This is a genomic window from Nocardiopsis sp. NPDC006139 (assembly GCF_040614155.1).
GTDB lineage: Bacteria > Actinomycetota > Actinomycetes > Streptosporangiales > Streptosporangiaceae > Nocardiopsis > Nocardiopsis changdeensis.
In genome coordinates, this window is the sequence record NZ_JBEXTT010000020.1 from 81,403 (window position 1) to 97,694 (window position 16,292).

General features: G+C 76.4%; 16 protein-coding genes and 3 tRNA genes. 6 read left to right on the top strand and 13 right to left on the bottom strand.

Annotation, left to right across the window (positions count from 1 at the left end):
• The 3 genes from ABZ249_RS24055 to ABZ249_RS24065 all read right to left on the bottom strand — a co-directional run bounded on the left by ABZ249_RS24055 (position 1) and on the right by ABZ249_RS24065 (position 278).
• Positions 1 to 73: transfer RNA gene (locus tag ABZ249_RS24055), tRNA-Glu, on the bottom strand.
• A gap of 40 nt (positions 74 to 113) precedes the next feature.
• Positions 114 to 186: transfer RNA gene (locus tag ABZ249_RS24060), tRNA-Ser, on the bottom strand.
• Between the two features lie 19 nt (positions 187 to 205).
• Positions 206 to 278 (bottom strand) — tRNA-Met (locus ABZ249_RS24065).
• A 222-nt stretch (positions 279 to 500) separates the two neighbouring features.
• Here ABZ249_RS24065 and ABZ249_RS24070 point away from each other — a divergent pair.
• Positions 501 to 2,342, top strand: a complete 1,842-nt coding sequence (locus ABZ249_RS24070; protein ID WP_355266864.1) for a BTAD domain-containing putative transcriptional regulator — start codon at positions 501 to 503, stop codon at positions 2,340 to 2,342.
• A gap of 125 nt (positions 2,343 to 2,467) precedes the next feature.
• Here ABZ249_RS24070 and ABZ249_RS24075 read toward each other — a convergent pair whose 3' ends face one another.
• The 7 genes from ABZ249_RS24075 to ABZ249_RS24105 form a co-directional block, all read right to left on the bottom strand.
• Entirely contained in the window at positions 2,468 to 2,938 is a 471-nt protein-coding gene (locus tag ABZ249_RS24075) for a S26 family signal peptidase (protein WP_355266867.1), read from the bottom strand.
• A complete protein-coding gene (locus tag ABZ249_RS24080; protein WP_355266870.1) occupies positions 2,935 to 4,860 on the bottom strand; it encodes an ABC transporter ATP-binding protein in 1,926 nt (641 codons plus the stop codon). The genes ABZ249_RS24075 and ABZ249_RS24080 overlap by 4 nt, the downstream gene beginning before the upstream one ends.
• Positions 4,850 to 5,398, bottom strand: a complete 549-nt coding sequence (locus ABZ249_RS24085; RefSeq protein ID WP_355266873.1) for a TlpA disulfide reductase family protein — start codon at positions 5,396 to 5,398, stop codon at positions 4,850 to 4,852. The genes ABZ249_RS24080 and ABZ249_RS24085 overlap by 11 nt, the downstream gene beginning before the upstream one ends.
• Positions 5,395 to 5,970, bottom strand: coding sequence for a MauE/DoxX family redox-associated membrane protein (locus ABZ249_RS24090; RefSeq protein WP_355266876.1), 576 nt, complete (start codon positions 5,968 to 5,970; stop codon positions 5,395 to 5,397). Before ABZ249_RS24090 ends, ABZ249_RS24085 begins: the two co-directional genes overlap by 4 nt.
• Before the next feature lie 15 nt (positions 5,971 to 5,985).
• Positions 5,986 to 6,171 (bottom strand): hypothetical protein, encoded by a 186-nt coding sequence (locus ABZ249_RS24095; RefSeq protein WP_220560623.1) that lies wholly within the window; start codon positions 6,169 to 6,171, stop codon positions 5,986 to 5,988.
• 182 nt (positions 6,172 to 6,353) lie between these two features.
• Positions 6,354 to 6,548 (bottom strand): hypothetical protein, encoded by a 195-nt coding sequence (locus ABZ249_RS24100; protein WP_355266879.1) that lies wholly within the window; start codon positions 6,546 to 6,548, stop codon positions 6,354 to 6,356.
• Between the two features lie 152 nt (positions 6,549 to 6,700).
• The gene (locus tag ABZ249_RS24105; protein ID WP_355266882.1) at positions 6,701 to 7,453 is read right to left on the bottom strand and encodes a hypothetical protein; all 753 of its coding nucleotides are present in this window, start codon (positions 7,451 to 7,453) and stop codon (positions 6,701 to 6,703) included.
• A 228-nt stretch (positions 7,454 to 7,681) separates the two neighbouring features.
• On the opposite strand from ABZ249_RS24105, the gene ABZ249_RS24110 reads away from it, so the two are divergent.
• The gene (locus ABZ249_RS24110; RefSeq protein ID WP_355266885.1) at positions 7,682 to 8,536 is read left to right on the top strand and encodes a Ran-binding zinc finger domain-containing protein; all 855 of its coding nucleotides are present in this window, start codon (positions 7,682 to 7,684) and stop codon (positions 8,534 to 8,536) included.
• A gap of 251 nt (positions 8,537 to 8,787) precedes the next feature.
• Here the strand turns inward: ABZ249_RS24110 and ABZ249_RS24115 are convergent, their stop codons facing one another.
• Entirely contained in the window at positions 8,788 to 9,561 is a 774-nt protein-coding gene (locus ABZ249_RS24115) for a nucleotidyltransferase domain-containing protein (RefSeq protein WP_355266888.1), read from the bottom strand.
• A gap of 230 nt (positions 9,562 to 9,791) precedes the next feature.
• Between ABZ249_RS24115 and ABZ249_RS24120 the strand changes: the two genes are divergently transcribed.
• Both ABZ249_RS24120 and ABZ249_RS24125 read left to right on the top strand, forming a co-directional pair.
• Positions 9,792 to 10,592: an SAM-dependent methyltransferase gene (locus tag ABZ249_RS24120; protein WP_355266891.1), complete on the top strand. Its 801-nt coding sequence runs from the start codon at positions 9,792 to 9,794 to the stop codon at positions 10,590 to 10,592.
• Positions 10,593 to 10,739: 147 nt separating this feature from the next.
• A complete protein-coding gene (locus tag ABZ249_RS24125) occupies positions 10,740 to 11,204 on the top strand; it encodes an SRPBCC family protein (protein WP_355266894.1) in 465 nt (154 codons plus the stop codon).
• Between the two features lie 28 nt (positions 11,205 to 11,232).
• Here the strand turns inward: ABZ249_RS24125 and ABZ249_RS24130 are convergent, their stop codons facing one another.
• Positions 11,233 to 12,153 (bottom strand): AraC family transcriptional regulator, encoded by a 921-nt coding sequence (locus tag ABZ249_RS24130; RefSeq protein WP_355266897.1) that lies wholly within the window; start codon positions 12,151 to 12,153, stop codon positions 11,233 to 11,235.
• 177 nt (positions 12,154 to 12,330) lie between these two features.
• On the opposite strand from ABZ249_RS24130, the gene ABZ249_RS24135 reads away from it, so the two are divergent.
• On the top strand, positions 12,331 to 13,788 hold the full coding sequence (locus ABZ249_RS24135; protein WP_355266900.1) for an aldehyde dehydrogenase family protein: 1,458 nt from the start codon (positions 12,331 to 12,333) through the stop codon (positions 13,786 to 13,788).
• 93 nt (positions 13,789 to 13,881) lie between these two features.
• Positions 13,882 to 15,825, top strand: coding sequence for a primary-amine oxidase (locus tag ABZ249_RS24140; protein WP_355266903.1), 1,944 nt, complete (start codon positions 13,882 to 13,884; stop codon positions 15,823 to 15,825).
• Between the two features lie 13 nt (positions 15,826 to 15,838).
• Here ABZ249_RS24140 and ABZ249_RS24145 read toward each other — a convergent pair whose 3' ends face one another.
• On the bottom strand, positions 15,839 to 16,249 hold the full coding sequence (locus ABZ249_RS24145; protein WP_355266906.1) for an arsenate reductase ArsC: 411 nt from the start codon (positions 16,247 to 16,249) through the stop codon (positions 15,839 to 15,841).
• Positions 16,250 to 16,292 lie beyond the last annotated feature (43 nt).

Consider the following 16,292-nt stretch of genomic DNA (forward strand, 5'->3'; position numbering starts at 1 on the left):
CCGGTGCGGTGGGTTCCGCCCCCACGCCCTCCCGGTTGAGAGCCGGGCGCTCTGCTGGCTGAGCTACACACCGTGTGGGCCGACGCGCGCGGTCGGGAGCGCGCGTCGGCCGGCCGGTACGGCGGGTCCCGCCCCCGCTCCCTCCCGGACTCAAGCCGGGCGCTCTCCTGGTTGAGCTACGTACCGCCGCCCCTGGCGGGGCCCGTCGACGTGGCGGGCCCTGCCCCCGCGACCTCCCGGTTATGAGCCGGACGCTCTCCTGACTGAGCTACACGTCGTCGATGGGGGAACCGTAGCGCGCGGGGCGCGGTGCGGGGAAACGCTTTTCCGGACCCGGCTCCGCCCCTCGCGGCCGATGCTCCGCGTAGCCGGGGTGTCGCGCGGAGAAAGCCCTGTTGACGGCGCATTGGACGAGAGGTAACGTGTTTGGGAGCGCTCCCAAAGTTGGTCGTCCTGCCCCCGGGCCACCGCTCCCCGCCTCCCTCCCCCCTGGAGGACCCATGGGACTGCGATTCGGGCTGCTGGGCCCCACCCAGGTGTTCGCCGGAGCCCGAGAGCTCGACCTCGGCACCACCAAGCAGCGGACCCTGCTGGCCGCCCTGCTCCTACGGCCCAACCACGTGGTGCCGCTGGACGAACTGGTCACCGCCCTGTGGGACGGGGAGCCGCCGCGCTCGGCCGTGGCCAACCTGCGCACCTACGCGGCCCGGCTCCGGCGGCGGATCGGCGACCCGGGGCGCATCCTCACCCGCCACCCCGGCTACCTGCTGCGCGTCGAGGGCGGCGAACTGGACGTCACCGCCTTCACCGAGCACGCCCGCGCGGGCCGCAGCGCCCTGGACGGCGGGGACCTGGCCCGGGCGGAGGAAGAACTGGCGGCCGCCGTGGGCCTGTGGCGCGGCGGCGCGGCCGAGGACGTCCCCCGTACCCTCGACCTGGCCCCGCGCCTGCAAGCGCTGGAGGAACTGCGGCGCGGCGCCGCCGAGGACCTGGCCAGGACCCGGATCCTGCGCGGCGCGGGGGCCGGGCTGGTCGGCGAGCTGCGGGCCGGCGTCGCGGCCGACCCCCTGCGCGAGCGGCAGTGGGCCAACCTCATCCTCGCCCTCCACCACGCCGGGGACACCGCCGGGGCGCTGGACGCCTTCCGCTCCGCCCGCGCGGCGCTCCGCGACCACCTGGGCCTGGACCCGGGGGAGGAGCTGACCCGGCTGCACCGCTCCCTCCTCGACCGGACGTCCCCGCCGGTCCCGCGGCAGGTCGCCGCGACCCGGCCGGTCCCCCGGGTCGACGTCCTGGTGGGCCGGGACACGGAGCTGTCCGCCCTGGCCGAACTGCTCGCCCCGGGGCCCGCGCCGGTGCTGGCCGCCGTGCACGGCCCGGTGGGCAGCGGGAAGTCGGCCCTGGCCGCGCGGGCGGCCGACGAGGCGGAGCGGTGGTACCCGGACGGGCGGCTGTGGGCCGACCTGGAGGCCTCCGGCCACGGGGGGAGGCCGCGGACGCCCGCGGACGTCCTGGCCGAACTGCTGCACGGGCTGGGGGTGGACCCGGCCCGCGTCCCCCGGGGGGTGGACGGGCGCGTGCGCCTGCTGCGCGAGCGCGGCGCGGGGCGGCGCCTGCTGCTCGTGCTGGACAACGCGGTCGACGAGGCGCAGGTCCGGCCCCTGGTGGCCACCTGGCCGGGGGCGGGGACACTGGTCACGAGCCGCCGGCACCTCAGCGCGCTGGACGGGGCGGGCCACGTCGGGGTCGGCGCGCTGCGGCCCGGCGACGCGGTCGCCCTCCTGGCCCGCATGTGCGGGGCCGCGCGCGTGGGGGCCGATCCCGGGTCGGCGGCGCGGATCGCCGCCTTCTGCGACCACCTGCCGCTCCCGCTGTGGATCGCGGGCCGCCGGCTGCAGGCGCGCCGGGAGTGGCCGCTGCGCGCGTTCGCCGACCTGCTCGACGACGAGCGCCACCGGCTGGACGCCCTGGTCTGCGCGGACCGGTCGGTGCGCGCCGCGTTCGCGAGCGCCGTCGCCCCGCTGCGCTGCGCCGCCCGCGCCACCGAGCGGTTGGCGGCCGACCTCTTCGAGCGCCTGGCCGTCCGTCCGGACGGCGCCTTCGGGCCCGGGGAGGCGGCGGAACTGGCGGACTGCGACACCGTCACCGCGACCGCGGCCCTGGGATACCTGGCCGACGCCCGCCTGATCGAGCCCGCGGGCGACAACCGCTACCGCGTCACCGGGCTGCTCCGCCTCTACGCCTCCGAGCAGGGCGCGCGGCTCCGGAGGGGGCCCGGCGTGGCGCTGCCCCACCGGGGGGCGCGCCCGGTCCTGGCGGCCTCCGACGGCCCGGCGGTCTGACGGCGGGCCGCCCGGGCCGCTCCGGGGTCGGGGGAGCGGTTCCGGGCGGCCCTCGCGGGCACCGGGGAGCGGCCCCGATCGGGGCCGCGTGCGGGGCCGGTGCCCGGCCTGTGGGCGCGCGGTGCTCAGGCGGAGGGTGTGCGCGGGCGCGCCATGCGGCGCCGGACCACGCCCAGGAGGCGCCGGGCGGGGACGTACCCCCACACCCGGGAGTCGGCGCTCAGGGCGGCGTTGTCGCCGAGCACCACCATGCGGCCCGGCGGGACGGGCGCGCCCGGGGCCACGCCCGCCGCCCGAGCGCACACGGCCGGGGTCGGGTCTCCGGGCAGCGCCGCCACCCTCTTGACCATCCAGCGGTGGCCGGGGTCCGCGTCGGCGGGCCACGGCCCGGCCCCCCGCGGCACCTCCAGCACCACCACGTCGCCGACGCGCAGGTCGGCCGTCCGGCGGCGGCGGACCAGCACGCGGTCGCCGTCGGCCAGGGTCGGCGCCATGCTCGGACCGGACACGTCCACGGCCACCAGCGTGCGGCGCAGCCACCACAGCACGCACCCCGCGGCCGCCACCGCCGCCGCGACCGACAGCAGGGCGGTCACCGCGCGCTCCCCGCCGGGTCGGCGGGCCGCCCGTCCGCGGTCCATTCGTCGGCGGCCTGACCGTCCGCGACCGGGTCCTCGCGGTAGCCGCGGGCCTGGAGGCCGAACATACGGGCGTAGACGCCCCCGGCGGCCACCAGCTCGGCGTGCGTGCCCGACTCGGCCACCCGGCCCCCCTCCAGGACGACCAGCAGGTCGGCGTCGCGCACCGCCCCCAGCCGGTGGGAGACCAGCAGGCTCGTCCTGCCGCGGCGGTGCTCGCGCAGGCCGGTGTGCACGGCGTACTCGGCCTCGGCGTCCAGCCCCGAACTGGGCTCGTCCAGGATCAGCAGGTCGCGCCGCCCGCGCAGGTAGGCGCGGGCCAGGGCCAGCCGCTGCCACTGGCCGCCCGAGAGCGGTACCCCCGGCTCGTCGCCGGCGTCCGCGCCGCCGTCGAAGAACAGCCGGGAGAGCAGGGTGTCGTACCCGCGCGGCAGCCCGGCGACCATCCCGTGCGCGCCCGCCCGCTCGGCGGCCTCCCGCAGAGGGGCCCGGTCCCCGGACTCCAGCACCCCGACGTCCCCGAGGCCGATGTTCTCCCCGGCGGTCAGGTCGTACTCCATGAAGTCCTGGAACACCGCGCCGATCCGGTCGCGCAGGGAGGCCGGGTCCAGGTCGCGCAGGTCCACGCCGTCCCACAGGATCGCCCCGCGCTCGGGGTCGTACATCCGGCACAGCAGTTTCACCAAGGTGCTCTTGCCCGCCCCGTTGCCGCCGATGAGCCCCACCGAGCGCCCGTGCCCGACGGTGAAGTCGACGCCGCGCAGCACCCACGGGTGGTCCGGGGAGTAGCGGAACCACACGTCGCGGAACTCGATGCCCCGGCGCAGGGCGGGGGCCGGGCGCGCGGCGGCGCGCACCGGCAGGTCCGGCCGGCCGTCGACGACCGCCAGGTAGTGGCCGAACATCAGGAGCTCGTGGTGGGCCATGGTGATGTCCCGGATCACGCCGGCCATCGCGGCCTGCACCCCGGCGACCGCGGCGACGAACAGCGAGACGTCGCCGACCGAGACGCGCCCGTCGGCCGCCGCCGACACCGCCCACACCAGCCCGGCCCCCGCGATCACCGCCGACAGCGCGCCCAGGCCGCCCTGGGCGCCCAGCACCCGGCGGTCCATGCGGCGGTGCTCGGCGTTGGCGGTCCGCCGCTCCCGCGCCATCCGGTCCCGCAGGAACCCGGCCGTGCCGAACAGGCGCAGCTCCTTGGCGGCCCGGACGTCGGACAGCAGGCCGCGGAAGAAGATCTCGCGGCGCTCCACCGGCCCGATCCGCCACATCATCGCCGCCCGGCCGCGGGACAGGCGCAGCTCCACGGCCAGGGCGGGGACCGCCGACAGCAGCACGGCCGCCGCCATCCACGGGCTGACCACCAGCAGGGAGCCGAGGAAGCCGAGGATGGTGACGGCGCCGCCGGCGATCGTGAACACGCTGTTCACGACCACCCCCGGCGTGCGGCCGCCGGACTGCTGGGCCAGCCGCAGCCGGTCCAGGAAGGCGGGGTCCTCGAAGCGGGCCAGCCCCGTGAGGCGTTCGGCGGCGGCGAAGAGGCGGTCCTGGGACACCAGGGCCACCCGCCGCTCGACCTCCATCGTCAGGTAGTGCGCCGCGTGCGGGGCCAGCGTGACGACCACCCCGGCCGCGGCCAGGCCCATCGCCACCGCCGCGAGCCGCCCGTCCGTGGCGCCGGGGGCGACGATCATGTCCAGGGCCAGCTTGGTCAGCCACGCCGTGGCGACCGGCACCCCGGCCTGGACCAGGACCAGCAGCCCGTACCCGGCGGTCAGGTGCGGCCCCGCCCGCCAGGCCAGCGCGAACGCCGAGCCGACGGTGCGGGCGGCGGCCCGGGGGCCGGAGGGCCCCTCCGGCCCCGCGTCAGACCGCAACGGACTCGTCCAGGTCGGCGGCCAGGTAGCCGCTGGCGAGCACCCGTCCGGTGGAGTCCAGGCGCAGGAAGGCGGGGAAGGCGCGCACCCCCAGGGCCTCGGCCACGGGGCCGGCGGCCCCCTCGACGACCACGCGGGCGACGGGGGCGAGCCGCCGGGCCTCCTCCTCCACCTCCCCGGGGGACCCGGCGAGGACGGCCAGGACGTCGCCGCGGCCGCCGGGGAAGGCGGCGGCGCGGTCGACGAAGAGGGGCAGCTGTTCGGCGCAGGCCCCGCAGCCGGGGGAGAAGACCGCGACCAGGGTGGGGTCGGCCAGGGAGTCGGTGCCCACCGTCCCGCCGTCCTCGGCGGTGGCGGTGAAGGGCGCCGAGCGCTCCCCGGGGGCGAGCACCGTCCGGTCGGGCATCCCGGCGGTGGACAGGTTCCGGATGAGCTCGGTGTGCTCCTTGAGTCTGCGGATGACACCGACGGTCAGGAGGAGGTCGAGCAGGCACAGCGCGACGGCCAGGACGGCGGCGGCGAGGGCGGCGACGGTCATGGTGAGGTCCGATTCCCGGGTCTGAGAGGGGTGAACAGGTCGAGGAGGTCGTCCAGCAGCAGGAACGGCAGGGCCGCGGCCGCCCCGGCGGCGGCGGCGACCGCCGCGGCGGCGGCCCCGGCGGGCTGCGGGTCCAGGGCGGCCGCCGCCAGGCCGGCGGCACCGGCGCCGGCCAGGAGGAGGTTGCGGACCACGTGGGCCGGGCGGATCGGGTGCCCCGCGGCGCCGAAGCAGGCGCAGGGGGCGCGGTCCCCCCGCCGCAGCGCCCCGACCAGGGCGGCCGTGAAGGCGGAGAGCAGCACGAGCGCGCACAGGAGGCCGACGGCGGGCGCCGACACCAGCAGCGCGACCGTCGCCGCCTCGGCGGCCAGGACGCCGGCCGCCGCGGCGCGGGCCCCCGCCCGGCGGGGGCCGCCGGGCGGGGTCAGCGCCCTGACGGCCCGGGCGGGGGCCAGGCGCTCCACGGCGGACACGAAGTCCCGCCGTGCGGAGCGGCCGCGCAGCTTGCCCAGGACGGAGGCGGCCAGGACCACGGCCAGCAGCGTCCGGGCGGCGACCAGGAGGGAGAACACGGGTGTCCCGTCCGGTCAGCAGGCGCTGTACCCCGTGCAGTAGGAGCCTCCGGGGATACCGCTGCCGGTGCAGCAGTACCGGCGGTAGCAGGGGCTGCTGATCGGGAGGTACTCGTACCAGCAGACCACGGCCGACGCCCGGGCCCGGGGGACGAGGCGGGACAGCAGCCGGTCGCTCACGGAGGCGAGTCGTTCGAGCATGGGGGGCTCCTCGGGATGCGGTGGGACCGTCGTCCGCCGCCCCGCCCGGCCACAGGGCCGGACGGGGCGGCGACGGCTGCGCGCCACGCTAGGCACGGGGCCGATAAACCGGATACATCCCCGATACATCGGCTGGCCGCGCCACGCGCGGGCCGGGAGCGGGTGCGGCCGACGGGTCCGGGTCAGCAGGGGCGGTAGGGCGAGCAGACGGTGGCGCCGTTGGTGCCTCCGCTGCCAGGGACGTTGCAGCAGGAGCGGCGGATGCACGGGCTGCTGATGGGGGCGTACTGCCACCAGCAGTAGCTCGCCGACGCGGTGGCGCGCGGGACGAGGCGGGCCAGCAGCCGGTCGCCGGCGGTTCCGAGGGTTCGGAGCACGGTGATGCCTTTCCGGGAAGGTGCGCGGTCGGGGACGCCCCCTCGGGCCGGATGCGGACCGAGGAGTGGTGCGCAACGCTACGAGCGGCGGCGATAAACCGGATACACGCCGGATACACGTCCTGGAAGGGCGGTCGGGAGGGCCGGGCCGCTCAGGCGCTGGACTCCAGCCCGTAGGGGGTGGAGAACCGGGTCGCCAGCGCGAACACCGCCGTCGGGTCCGGCAGCGGTCCCCGGTCCAGCAGCGCGGCCAGGGCCGGGCACCAGCGGGCCCGGCCCTGCACGGCGCAGGCCAGCACGCCCAGCAGCCGCAGGGACAGGGCCAGGTCGGCCAGGTGCGGTGCGGGGCGCTCGACGGCGGCCCCGGGGGCGAAGGCGCGCAGGCCCAGCTGCTCCTGTTTGGCCCGGGCCAGGGCGCGGGCGACGCGGTGCTCGGGGGTGGGCCGCAGGTCGGCGAAACCGTCCTCGGCGATACGGGGGAGGGCGCCGGCGGCGACGGCGGCCGGGGACTCGCAGGCCCGGGCCAGGGCCTCCAGGGTCGGGCAGTCGGCGCGGTGCGACGGAGAGCAGACGCGGTGCCGGCACGGGGCCGGGAGCAGGGAGGCGAAGCAGTCCAGGGCGGCGCGGGCGCGCGGGGTGAGCCAGCGGCGCACGCGCTCGGCGTTGCCGGGGGAGTCCGCGGCGGACGGCCAGGCGGTGGGGAGCAGGGCGCTCAGCCGGGGGCCGTTGCGGCGCGGCGCGCGCAGGGGGGCCGGGCGGCGCGCCCACGGCCCCGGGGAGCTCCGGCGGGCCAGGGCGTGCGGGGTGTGGTCGGAGCAGGGCGGGACCAGGCGGGGACGGCGGCAGCGGCCGCCGCGGAGGGTGGGACCGTCGCAGGGGCGGGCGCGAACAGGGTTCCGGGCCATGCCTTCGAGGATGTCCGGCCTGCGCGGACGCGTCCATGTCCCCGGCGGTGAGGTTCCCGGGACGGACGGTAAGGGGTGCGGGGCGGCCGGGACCGGCCGCGGTGACGGGGGTTTCGGGAGGGTTCCCCGTGTTCTGCGGGGGTACCTCCCGAGCGCGCGGATTCCGGGAACACGGCACGCTCCGGGGTCCGGCGGCGTACGGTGGGGCCGAGCGGGGGGAGGGCACCCTTGGCGGAAGGTGACTGGCGGTGCGGCGTCTGCGCCGCTCCCAACGAGGCGGCGGTCCGGGCCTGCCTGGTGTGCGACACCGTCCGCACGGCGGCCCGTCCCGCGGGCCCGGCGGACCTGCTGGCCGAACCCGTGGGGGCCGACGCGTTCCACGCCCCGGTCCCGCCGCCGCTCGCGGCGCAGGACCCGCCCCCGGTCCGTGTGGTGGAACCCCCCGGCCTGCCGCTCCGGAGCCCGGCTCCGGGGCCCGGCCCGGCCGGACCCCTCCCGGCGGCGCCCGCCGTGCCGGTTCCCGCCGTGCCCGCGCCCACCGTTTCCGTGCCCGCCGAGGCCGGCGGTGCGTCCGACCCCGGCGGAGGGGGCCGGGAGCCGGTGACCGAGCCGCTGCCCGTGGTGGGCGGGCGCTCGCGCGACCGGCCGCGGGTACCGCCCGGAACGGTGCGGGCGCTCGCGCTCGGAGCCCTGGGGCTGGCCGCCGTCGCGCTCTGGTGGTGGCCCGACGGTGAAGAGCCCGACAGGGCCCCGTCCGGCCCCGCGGCCCAGGTGCCCTGCCCCGACCGGGTGGCCGAGCTCATCCCCGGTTCGGGGGACGGGCCGCTGGTGGAGTCCTACGAGACCTCGCGGCACCGGATCGTCCTGTGCGCCGACGGCACGGGGGACCTGTACTACTTCGGGGAGTTCCTGGACGGCACCGGCGAGCCCATGGTGGTCCCCGCGCGGCGCGACGGGGACGGCTACACCGCACAGGCGGGGGAGACCCGCTACGAGATCTCCGGCGGCCGGGTCGCGGTCATCGGCGGCGACGGCACCGAGCTGGCCCGCCACGACCTCGTGGAGGTCGATCCCGGGCGGTGAGGCGGCGGGCGCACCCCGCGGGGCGCGCCCGGACGCACGCCCTAGCGGGTCTTGATCAGCGTGGCGATGAGACCGGAGACGATCATCATCGACAGGCTCACGCACATCAGCACGAAGGCGATGGTTCCGATCACGGTGGGGCTTCCTCACGTTCCTTGCCGGCACTCACCCGGCGTGTACCTCTACGGTGGGCCAGCCTATCCCGCCCCCGGCGGACCGCCGCGCCGGGGCGCCCGTCGCGACCTGTGCGTTCACCCCCGGTCCCAGGACCTCCGGTAGGCGTCCACCAGCCAGGCGTCGGCCCAGGCGGTGTCGGGCTCCTCGGGCAGGTCGGAGCTCTCGCACAGGGCGGCAAGCCGCTCCTCCAGCTCGCCGGCGCGCGCCAGCGCCTCGGCCCTGGTGTGCTCGCCGCGGCGCAGGGCGAGCAGCCACTCCCGGTCGTCCGCGGGCATGGGCAGGGTGATGCGGCCGGTCTCCATCAGTTCCACGCCCTGGAGGCCCAGCCGGACCATGTGGTAGGCGAACTTGGTGTCGAACCCGTGTTGCTCGACGAGCTCGGGCCGGTTGGTGTGCTTGCCGCCGCGGGTGCCCTCCAACCGGTCGCGCTGGGCGCGCAGGTAGCCCAGGAACCGCCGCCCGGCGTGGCGGGACACGATGCGGTCGGCCCGGGAGCGCAGGTCGCGTCCGGTGTCGGTGATCCCGACGATCTCGTCCTCGGGCACGAACAGCGGCAGCAGGACGGTGGGGTTGCCGTCCAGGGCCAGGCGCATCCACTTGCGCAGCGAGTACACGGTGAGGTCGAGGTCGCCGGGCCCGGAGCGGACGTGGTCGTCCTGGGAGCGGTACATGTACTGCTCGAACCCGCGCAGGCCGATGACGTACTCGGGCGGCTCGACGCAGATCCCCATCTCGTCGCGGTCGTTCTGGCCGGGGAGGCCGAGTCCGTGGACGCCGGAGCCCACCTGGCAGCGCAGGACGGTGTGCTTCGCGGCGATCTCGGCGAACTCGGGTGACGCGTGCTTCACGGGCGGCTCCAGTGGTGGGGTCATCGGAAAACTACCGGCCGGGCGGCGGGGCCGCCCGTGATTTTCGCACCGGGTATCCCGACAGAGGGCGCATGTCCTTAATGCGAAATATTTGAAGAATGTGGGTCGAGGGATCGTCGGTACTTGCCCGCGGGGCTCCGGAACCGTTTACTGGGCGGCATATCGCGCGAACGGCGTCCCGGCGCCGCTCCCGGACAGGAAGAAGGAACGTGACCTCCGATACTCCCCCCAAGATCGACACCACCATCCCCCACAACGCCCGCATCTGGAACTACTGGCTGGGCGGCAAGGACAACTACCCGGTCGACCGCGAGATGGGCGAGCAGATCCGCTCGTTCTTCCCCGAGATCGTGGACAACGCGGTCGCCGACCGGGCCTTCCTGGTCCGCGCCGTCACCCACCTCGCCGAGGAGGAGGGGATCCGCCAGTTCCTCGACATCGGCACCGGCCTGCCCACCCACAACAACACCCACGAGGTGGCCCAGGGCATCGCCCCGGACGCGCGCGTGGTCTACGTGGACAACGACCCGCTGGTGCTCGCCCACGCCCGCGCCCTGCTCACCGGGACCGACGAGGGCGTCACCGACTACATCGACGCCGACCTGCGCGACCCCGCGGGCATCCTCGCCAAGGCGGCCCTGACCCTGGACCTGTCGCGGCCGGTCGCGCTGATGCTGCTCGGCGTGGTGAACTTCATCGACGACGACGCCGAGGTCCGGAACGTCCTGGACACCCTGCTGGAGGCCCTGGCCCCGGGCAGCTTCCTGGTGGTCTCCCACCCCGTGGACGACATCGACCGCGAGCGCGCCCACCAGGTCGCCGCCGCCTGGAACGAGAAGGGCACGCCCAAGCTCACCGTCCGCACCGCCAAGGACGTCGAGGCGCTGTTCGACGGCCTGGAGCTGCTGGAGCCGGGCGTGGTCTCCTGCTCGCTGTGGCGCCCCCTGGAGACGGAGATCGGCGAGATCCGCCCGGTCGCCGAGTACGCCGGCGTCGGCCGCAAGAAGTGACCTGCTGCGGTCCCGCCCGCCGGACGGGACCGCGCACCCGGCCGGGGTCCGGGGTGCCCCCGGCGAGGCGGGCCGTCCCCCGCCGGGGCCCGGAACCGTCGGCGGGGCGTGGGAGGGTGGCGGGGCACGCACGAACGGGGGAGTGCCATGACCGGGAAGCGCGTCGACCGCGGGGAGCGGCGCATCGCCGCCCCGCCCGGGGACGTCTACCGCGCCCTGCTGGACCCCGCCGCGCTGGAGCGGTGGCTGCCCCCCGAGGGGATGACCGGCCGGATGGATCACTTCGACCCGCGCCCGGGCGGCGGCTTCCGGCTGACCCTCACCTACCGGGAGCCGGGCCGCGGCAAGACCGACGCGGACACCGACGTCGTCGAGGTGGGCTTCGCCGACCTCGTCCCCGGCGAGCGGGTCGTCCAGAAGGCGGTGTTCGACTCCGACGACCCCGCCTTCGCCGGGACCATGACGATGACCTGGGCGCTCGCCCCCGACGGCGGCGGCACCGTGGTGACCGTCACCGCCGAGGACGTCCCGCCGGGCATCTCCGCCGAGGACCACGCGACCGGGATCGCCTCCTCCCTGGCCCAGCTGGCCGCCTTCGTCGAACCCCGCTGACACCCGGACCCGGGACGCCCCCGGGGGCTCAGGACCGGGCGCGGGCGCGGATCTCGGGGACGGTCTCGCCGAACTCCGCGCGCAGCATCCGCCCCAGGTGGGCGGCGTCCAGCACGCCCCAGCGGGCCGCGATCGCCGCCGCGCCGCGGTCGGCCAGCGCCGGGTCGGCCAGGTCGCGGCGGATGCGGGCCAGCCGCTCGCCGCGGATCCACCGGCCCGGGGCGAACCCGCGCTCGGCGCACAGCTTGTACAGGTAGCGGGTCGAGATCCCGTGCGCCCGGGCGACCGACTCCGCCGACAGCCCCGGGTCGGACAGGTTCGCCAGGCAGTACGCCCGGATCCGCTCCCAGGGGTCCTCGTCCTGCGCCGCGGCGGCGGCGTCGGCGAACGCCGCGCACACCAGTGACACCAGCGCCGCCGCCAGGTGGTGGCGGCCGCCCGCGCCCAGGTCGGCCGCGGCCCCGCCGGACACCCCCTGGAACAGCGCGCCCACCACCCCGCCCAGCCCGCGGCCCGCCCGCACCGGGACGGCCGTCCGCCGGCGCAGCACCGCGGCGTGCGCCCCGAACAGGCGCGGCGGCACCCCCATCACGACGGTGTCGTAGGGCTCCCAGAACGGCAGCTCGTAGGGGCGTCCGGTCTCGTAGACCACCAGGTCGCCGGGGGACAGCAGGCACTCGCGCCCGTTCTGCGCCACCCCGGCCCGCCCCGACACGTGCCAGGCGACCTTGAACAGCTCCGGGTCGGTGGAGCTCATGGACGACGGCTCGCGCCGCACCAGCACCGGCGCGGCCGTGATCCGGGTGAGTACCACGTCGTCCACGCGGGTGCTCGCGAACGAGCCCCGGAACGGCCGCTCGTCCGCCCGGCGCATGCGCAGGGGGGCGAACGCCCGGGACGCCTCCGCCTCGAAGCGGTCGAGCCGGTCGGTGGCCTGCGCTCCCTCCACGCCCTGCTCCCTCCCCGCGTCCTGACCGGATGTTAGCCCGGTCACGGAAACCCGGACAAGCACAGGCCGGGCGGAGCGGGCGCCGTGCACGGAACGGCGACCGCCCGTGCGCAGAACGGAGACCCGCCCGCCACCACTGTGCCTAGGCTCACGCCCCAACCGACGAAGGGACGCCCCATGGCCGAGCACCGCCACACCGACCTGCACACCGACATGCTCATCGACGGCGCCCCGGTCCCCGCCGCCGGGCGCGCCGTCCGCGCCACCGTCGACCCCGCCACCGGCGGCGTCATCGCCGAGGTTCCCGAGGCCACCGCCGCCGACGTGGACGCCGCCGTCGCGGCCGCCGCCCGCGCCTTCGGCTCCGACGCCTGGGGCGGCCTGCTCCCGGCGGCCCGCGCCCGCCTGCTGCTGCGCCTGGCCGACCTGCTGGAGGCCGACGCCGAGGCGTTCGCCGCCCTGGAGACCACCGACCAGGGCCAGCCGCTGGCGGTCAGCGCGGGCTTCTCGGTGCCCAACGCCGTGGAGCACCTGCGCTACTACGCCGGCTGGGTCACCAAGATCACCGGCGTCACCGCCCCGCTGTCGGTCCCCGACGTGGACTACCGCACCCGCCGCGAACCCCTGGGCGTGTGCGCGCTCATCACGCCGTGGAACTTCCCGCTCATGATCCTGGTGTGGAAGCTGGCCCCCGCCCTGGCCGCCGGCAACACCGTGGTCGTCAAGCCCGCCGAGCAGACCCCGCTCACGACCCTGCGCCTGGCCGCCCTGGTCCGCGAGGCCGGGTTCCCCGACGGCGTCGTCAACGTCGTCACCGGCGGCCCCGAGGTGGGCCGCGCCCTGGTCGCCCACCCCGACGTCGCCAAGGTGTCCTTCACCGGCTCCACCGAGGTCGGGCGGGAGATCGCCGCCGGGGCCGGGCGCGACCTCAAGCACGTGTCCCTGGAGCTGGGCGGCAAGGCGCCGTCCATCATCACCGCCGACGCCGACATCGACGCCGCAGTGGCGGGCAACCTCATGGGCGGCCTGCTCAACTCCGGGCAGGTGTGCGCCGCCTACACCCGGTTCTACGTGGACGCCGCCCGCCACGACGAGTTCGCCGAGAAGCTCGCCGCCGGGGCGGCCTCGATGAAGCTCGGCCACGGCCTGGACGGTGCCACCCGGCTGGGGCCTCTGGTCTCCGCCGAGCAGCGCGACCGCGCCGAGGAGTACGTCCGGATCGGCCGGGAGGAGGGCGCCCACCTGCACGACCGCGCACCTCTGGAGGACGGGGACGGGTACTTCGTGCGCCCGGCCGTGTTCTCCGGGGTCACCGACGGGATGCGCATCGCCCGCGAGGAGATCTTCGGCCCGGTCCTGTCGGTGCTGCCCTACGACGACCCCGACGAGCTGGTCGCCCGCGCCAACGACAGCCGGTACGGGCTGGCGGCGGTGATCTGGTCCCGCGACATCGGCGCCGCCAACCGGCTGGCCGCCCGGGTCAGGGCCGGGACCGTGTGGATCAACATGCCCCCGATGCTCGACGCCGCCGCGGCCTGGGGAGGGATGAAGGACTCGGGGCTGGGCCGCGAGATGGGCTGGTCCGCCATCGAGGCGTTCACCCAGGTCAAGAGCATCTGGACCAGCCTCGCCTGAGACCCGCCGCAGAGCCGCCGCCGGGGCCGGACGCCCCGCCCCCGCGCCCCGACGCCGTTCCGTTCCCCTCACCTGGAAGGACCCAGGACCGCCATGAGCGACCACCACCCCCTCGACGCCCTCACCGCGGAGGAGATCACCGCGGCCCGGGACCTGCTGGCCGGTGCCGGGCACCTGGCCGACACCACCCGGTTCGTGTACACCGGGCTGGCCGAACCCGCCAAGGAGGTCCTGCTCGCGTACACCCCGGGCGACCCGGTGGAGCGCCGGGTGCGCGTCCTGCTGCTGGACGTGGGCACCGGCACCGCCCGCGACCTCGTCGTCTCCCTCACCCGCGGCCGGGTCGACTCCGAACGGGTCCTGGACCCGGTCGCAGACGGGCAGCCGCCCGTGCTGGACGAGGAGTTCGAGCTGGTCGAGCGGGTCCTGTCCGCCGACGAACGCTGGCTGGCGGCCCTGCGCGACCGCGGCCTGGACCCCGCCACCGTGCGCGTGGCCCCCCTGTCCGCGGGCGTCTACGACGACGAGTACCCCGAGGAGAGGGGCCGCCGCATCCTGCGCGGGCTCGCCTTCGTGCAGGAGCACGCGGCCGACCACGCCTGGGCGCACCCCGTCGACGGCCTGGTCGCCTACGTGGACGTGCTGGCGGGGAGGGTCGACCGGGTGCTGGACTTCGGCCCCGTCCCGGTGCCGTCGGTGTCGGGGAACTACACCGACCCGGCGGTGACCGGACCGCACCGCACCACCCAGCGCCCCATCGAGATCACCCAGCCGCAGGGGCCGAGCTTCACCCTGGAGGGCAACCTGCTCACCTGGGAGAACTGGTCGCTGCGCATCGGGTTCGACGCCCGGGAGGGCCTCGTCCTGCACCGGGTGTCGTTCCACGACCGGGACAGGGGCCGCGACCGGCCGGTCGTGCACCGGGCGTCCATCGCCGAGATGGTCGTCCCCTACGGCGACCCGTCCCCGGTGCGGTCCTGGCAGAACTACTTCGACACCGGCGAGTACATGGTGGGGCGCTACGCCAACGCGCTCCGGCTGGGCTGCGACTGCCTGGGCGAGATCACCTACATGGACGCGGTCATCGCCGACGAGTCCGGCGCGCCCCGGACCCTGCCCAACGCGGTGTGCCTGCACGAGGAGGACTTCGGGGTGCTGTGGAAGCACACCGACCTGTGGGCGGGCTCCTCCGAGACCCGGCGCCAGCGCCGGATGGTGGTCTCGTTCTTCACCACCGTCGGCAACTACGACTACGGCTTCTTCTGGTACCTGTACCTGGACGGCACCATCGAGTTCGAGGCCAAGGCCACCGGCATCGTGTTCACCAGCGCGTACCCGGGCGGGGACTACCCCTACGCCTCCGAGGTCGCCCCGGGGCTGGGCGCGCCGCTGCACCAGCACCTGTTCTGCGCGCGGCTGGACATGAACGTGGACGGGACGACGCACCGGGTGGAGGAGGTCGACGCCGTCCGCGTCCCGGTCGGGCCGGACAACCCGCGCGGCAACGCCTTCGCCCAGAAGCGCACGGTGCTCGCCACCGAACTGGAGGCGCGGCGCACGGCCGACGCGTCGGTGGACCGGGTCTGGCACATCTCCAACCCGCAGGTGCGCAACCACCTGGGCCGGCCGGTCGCCTACGCCCTGCACCCGGAGGGGAAGCCGGTGCTGCTGGCGGACCCGTCGTCGTCGGTGGCGGCCCGGGCGGCCTTCGCCACCCGCCACCTGTGGGTGACCGCGCACGACGAGGACGAGCGCTACCCGGCGGGCGACCTGGTCAACCGGCACCCGGGCGGGGCGGGTCTGCCCGCGTTCACGGCCGACGACCGGGCCATCGACGGGCGGGACGTCGTGGTGTGGCACACCTTCGGGCTGACCCACGCGCCGCGGCCGGAGGACTGGCCGATCATGCCGGTGGACCGCACCGGGTTCCGGCTGCGGCCGGTCGGGTTCTTCGACCGCAACCCCACGCTGGACGTCCCGCCGAGCGCCTCCGCGCACTGCGCCGCACAGGACCCGGACGAGGGCCGCTGCCACTGACGCCGGGAGGCGCTCAGCGGGGCAGGAGCTCCCCGATGAGCGCCTCCACGCGCTCGCGGATCTCGTCGCGGATGGGGCGCACCGCGTCCACGCCCCGCCCGGCGGGGTCGGGCAGCTCCCAGTCGAGGTAGCGCTTGCCGGGGAAGAAGGGGCAGGTGTCGCCGCAGCCCATGGTGACGCACACGTCGGAGGCCTCGACGGCGTCGGCGGTGAGGAGCTTGGGACGCCGGCCGGTGATGTCGATGCCGACCTCGGCCATGGCCTCGACCACGGCGGGGTTGAGGGCGTCGGCCGGCGCGGACCCGGCCGAGCGGACCTCGATCCGGCCCTCGGACAGGTGGGCCAGCCAGGCGGCGGCCATCTGGGAGCGGCCCGCGTTGTGCACGCACACGAACAGCACGGACGGCCTGTCGTCGGAGGTCATGGTGGGACTTCCCGTTTCGTCTCGGTGGAGGTCGGCCGGGCCG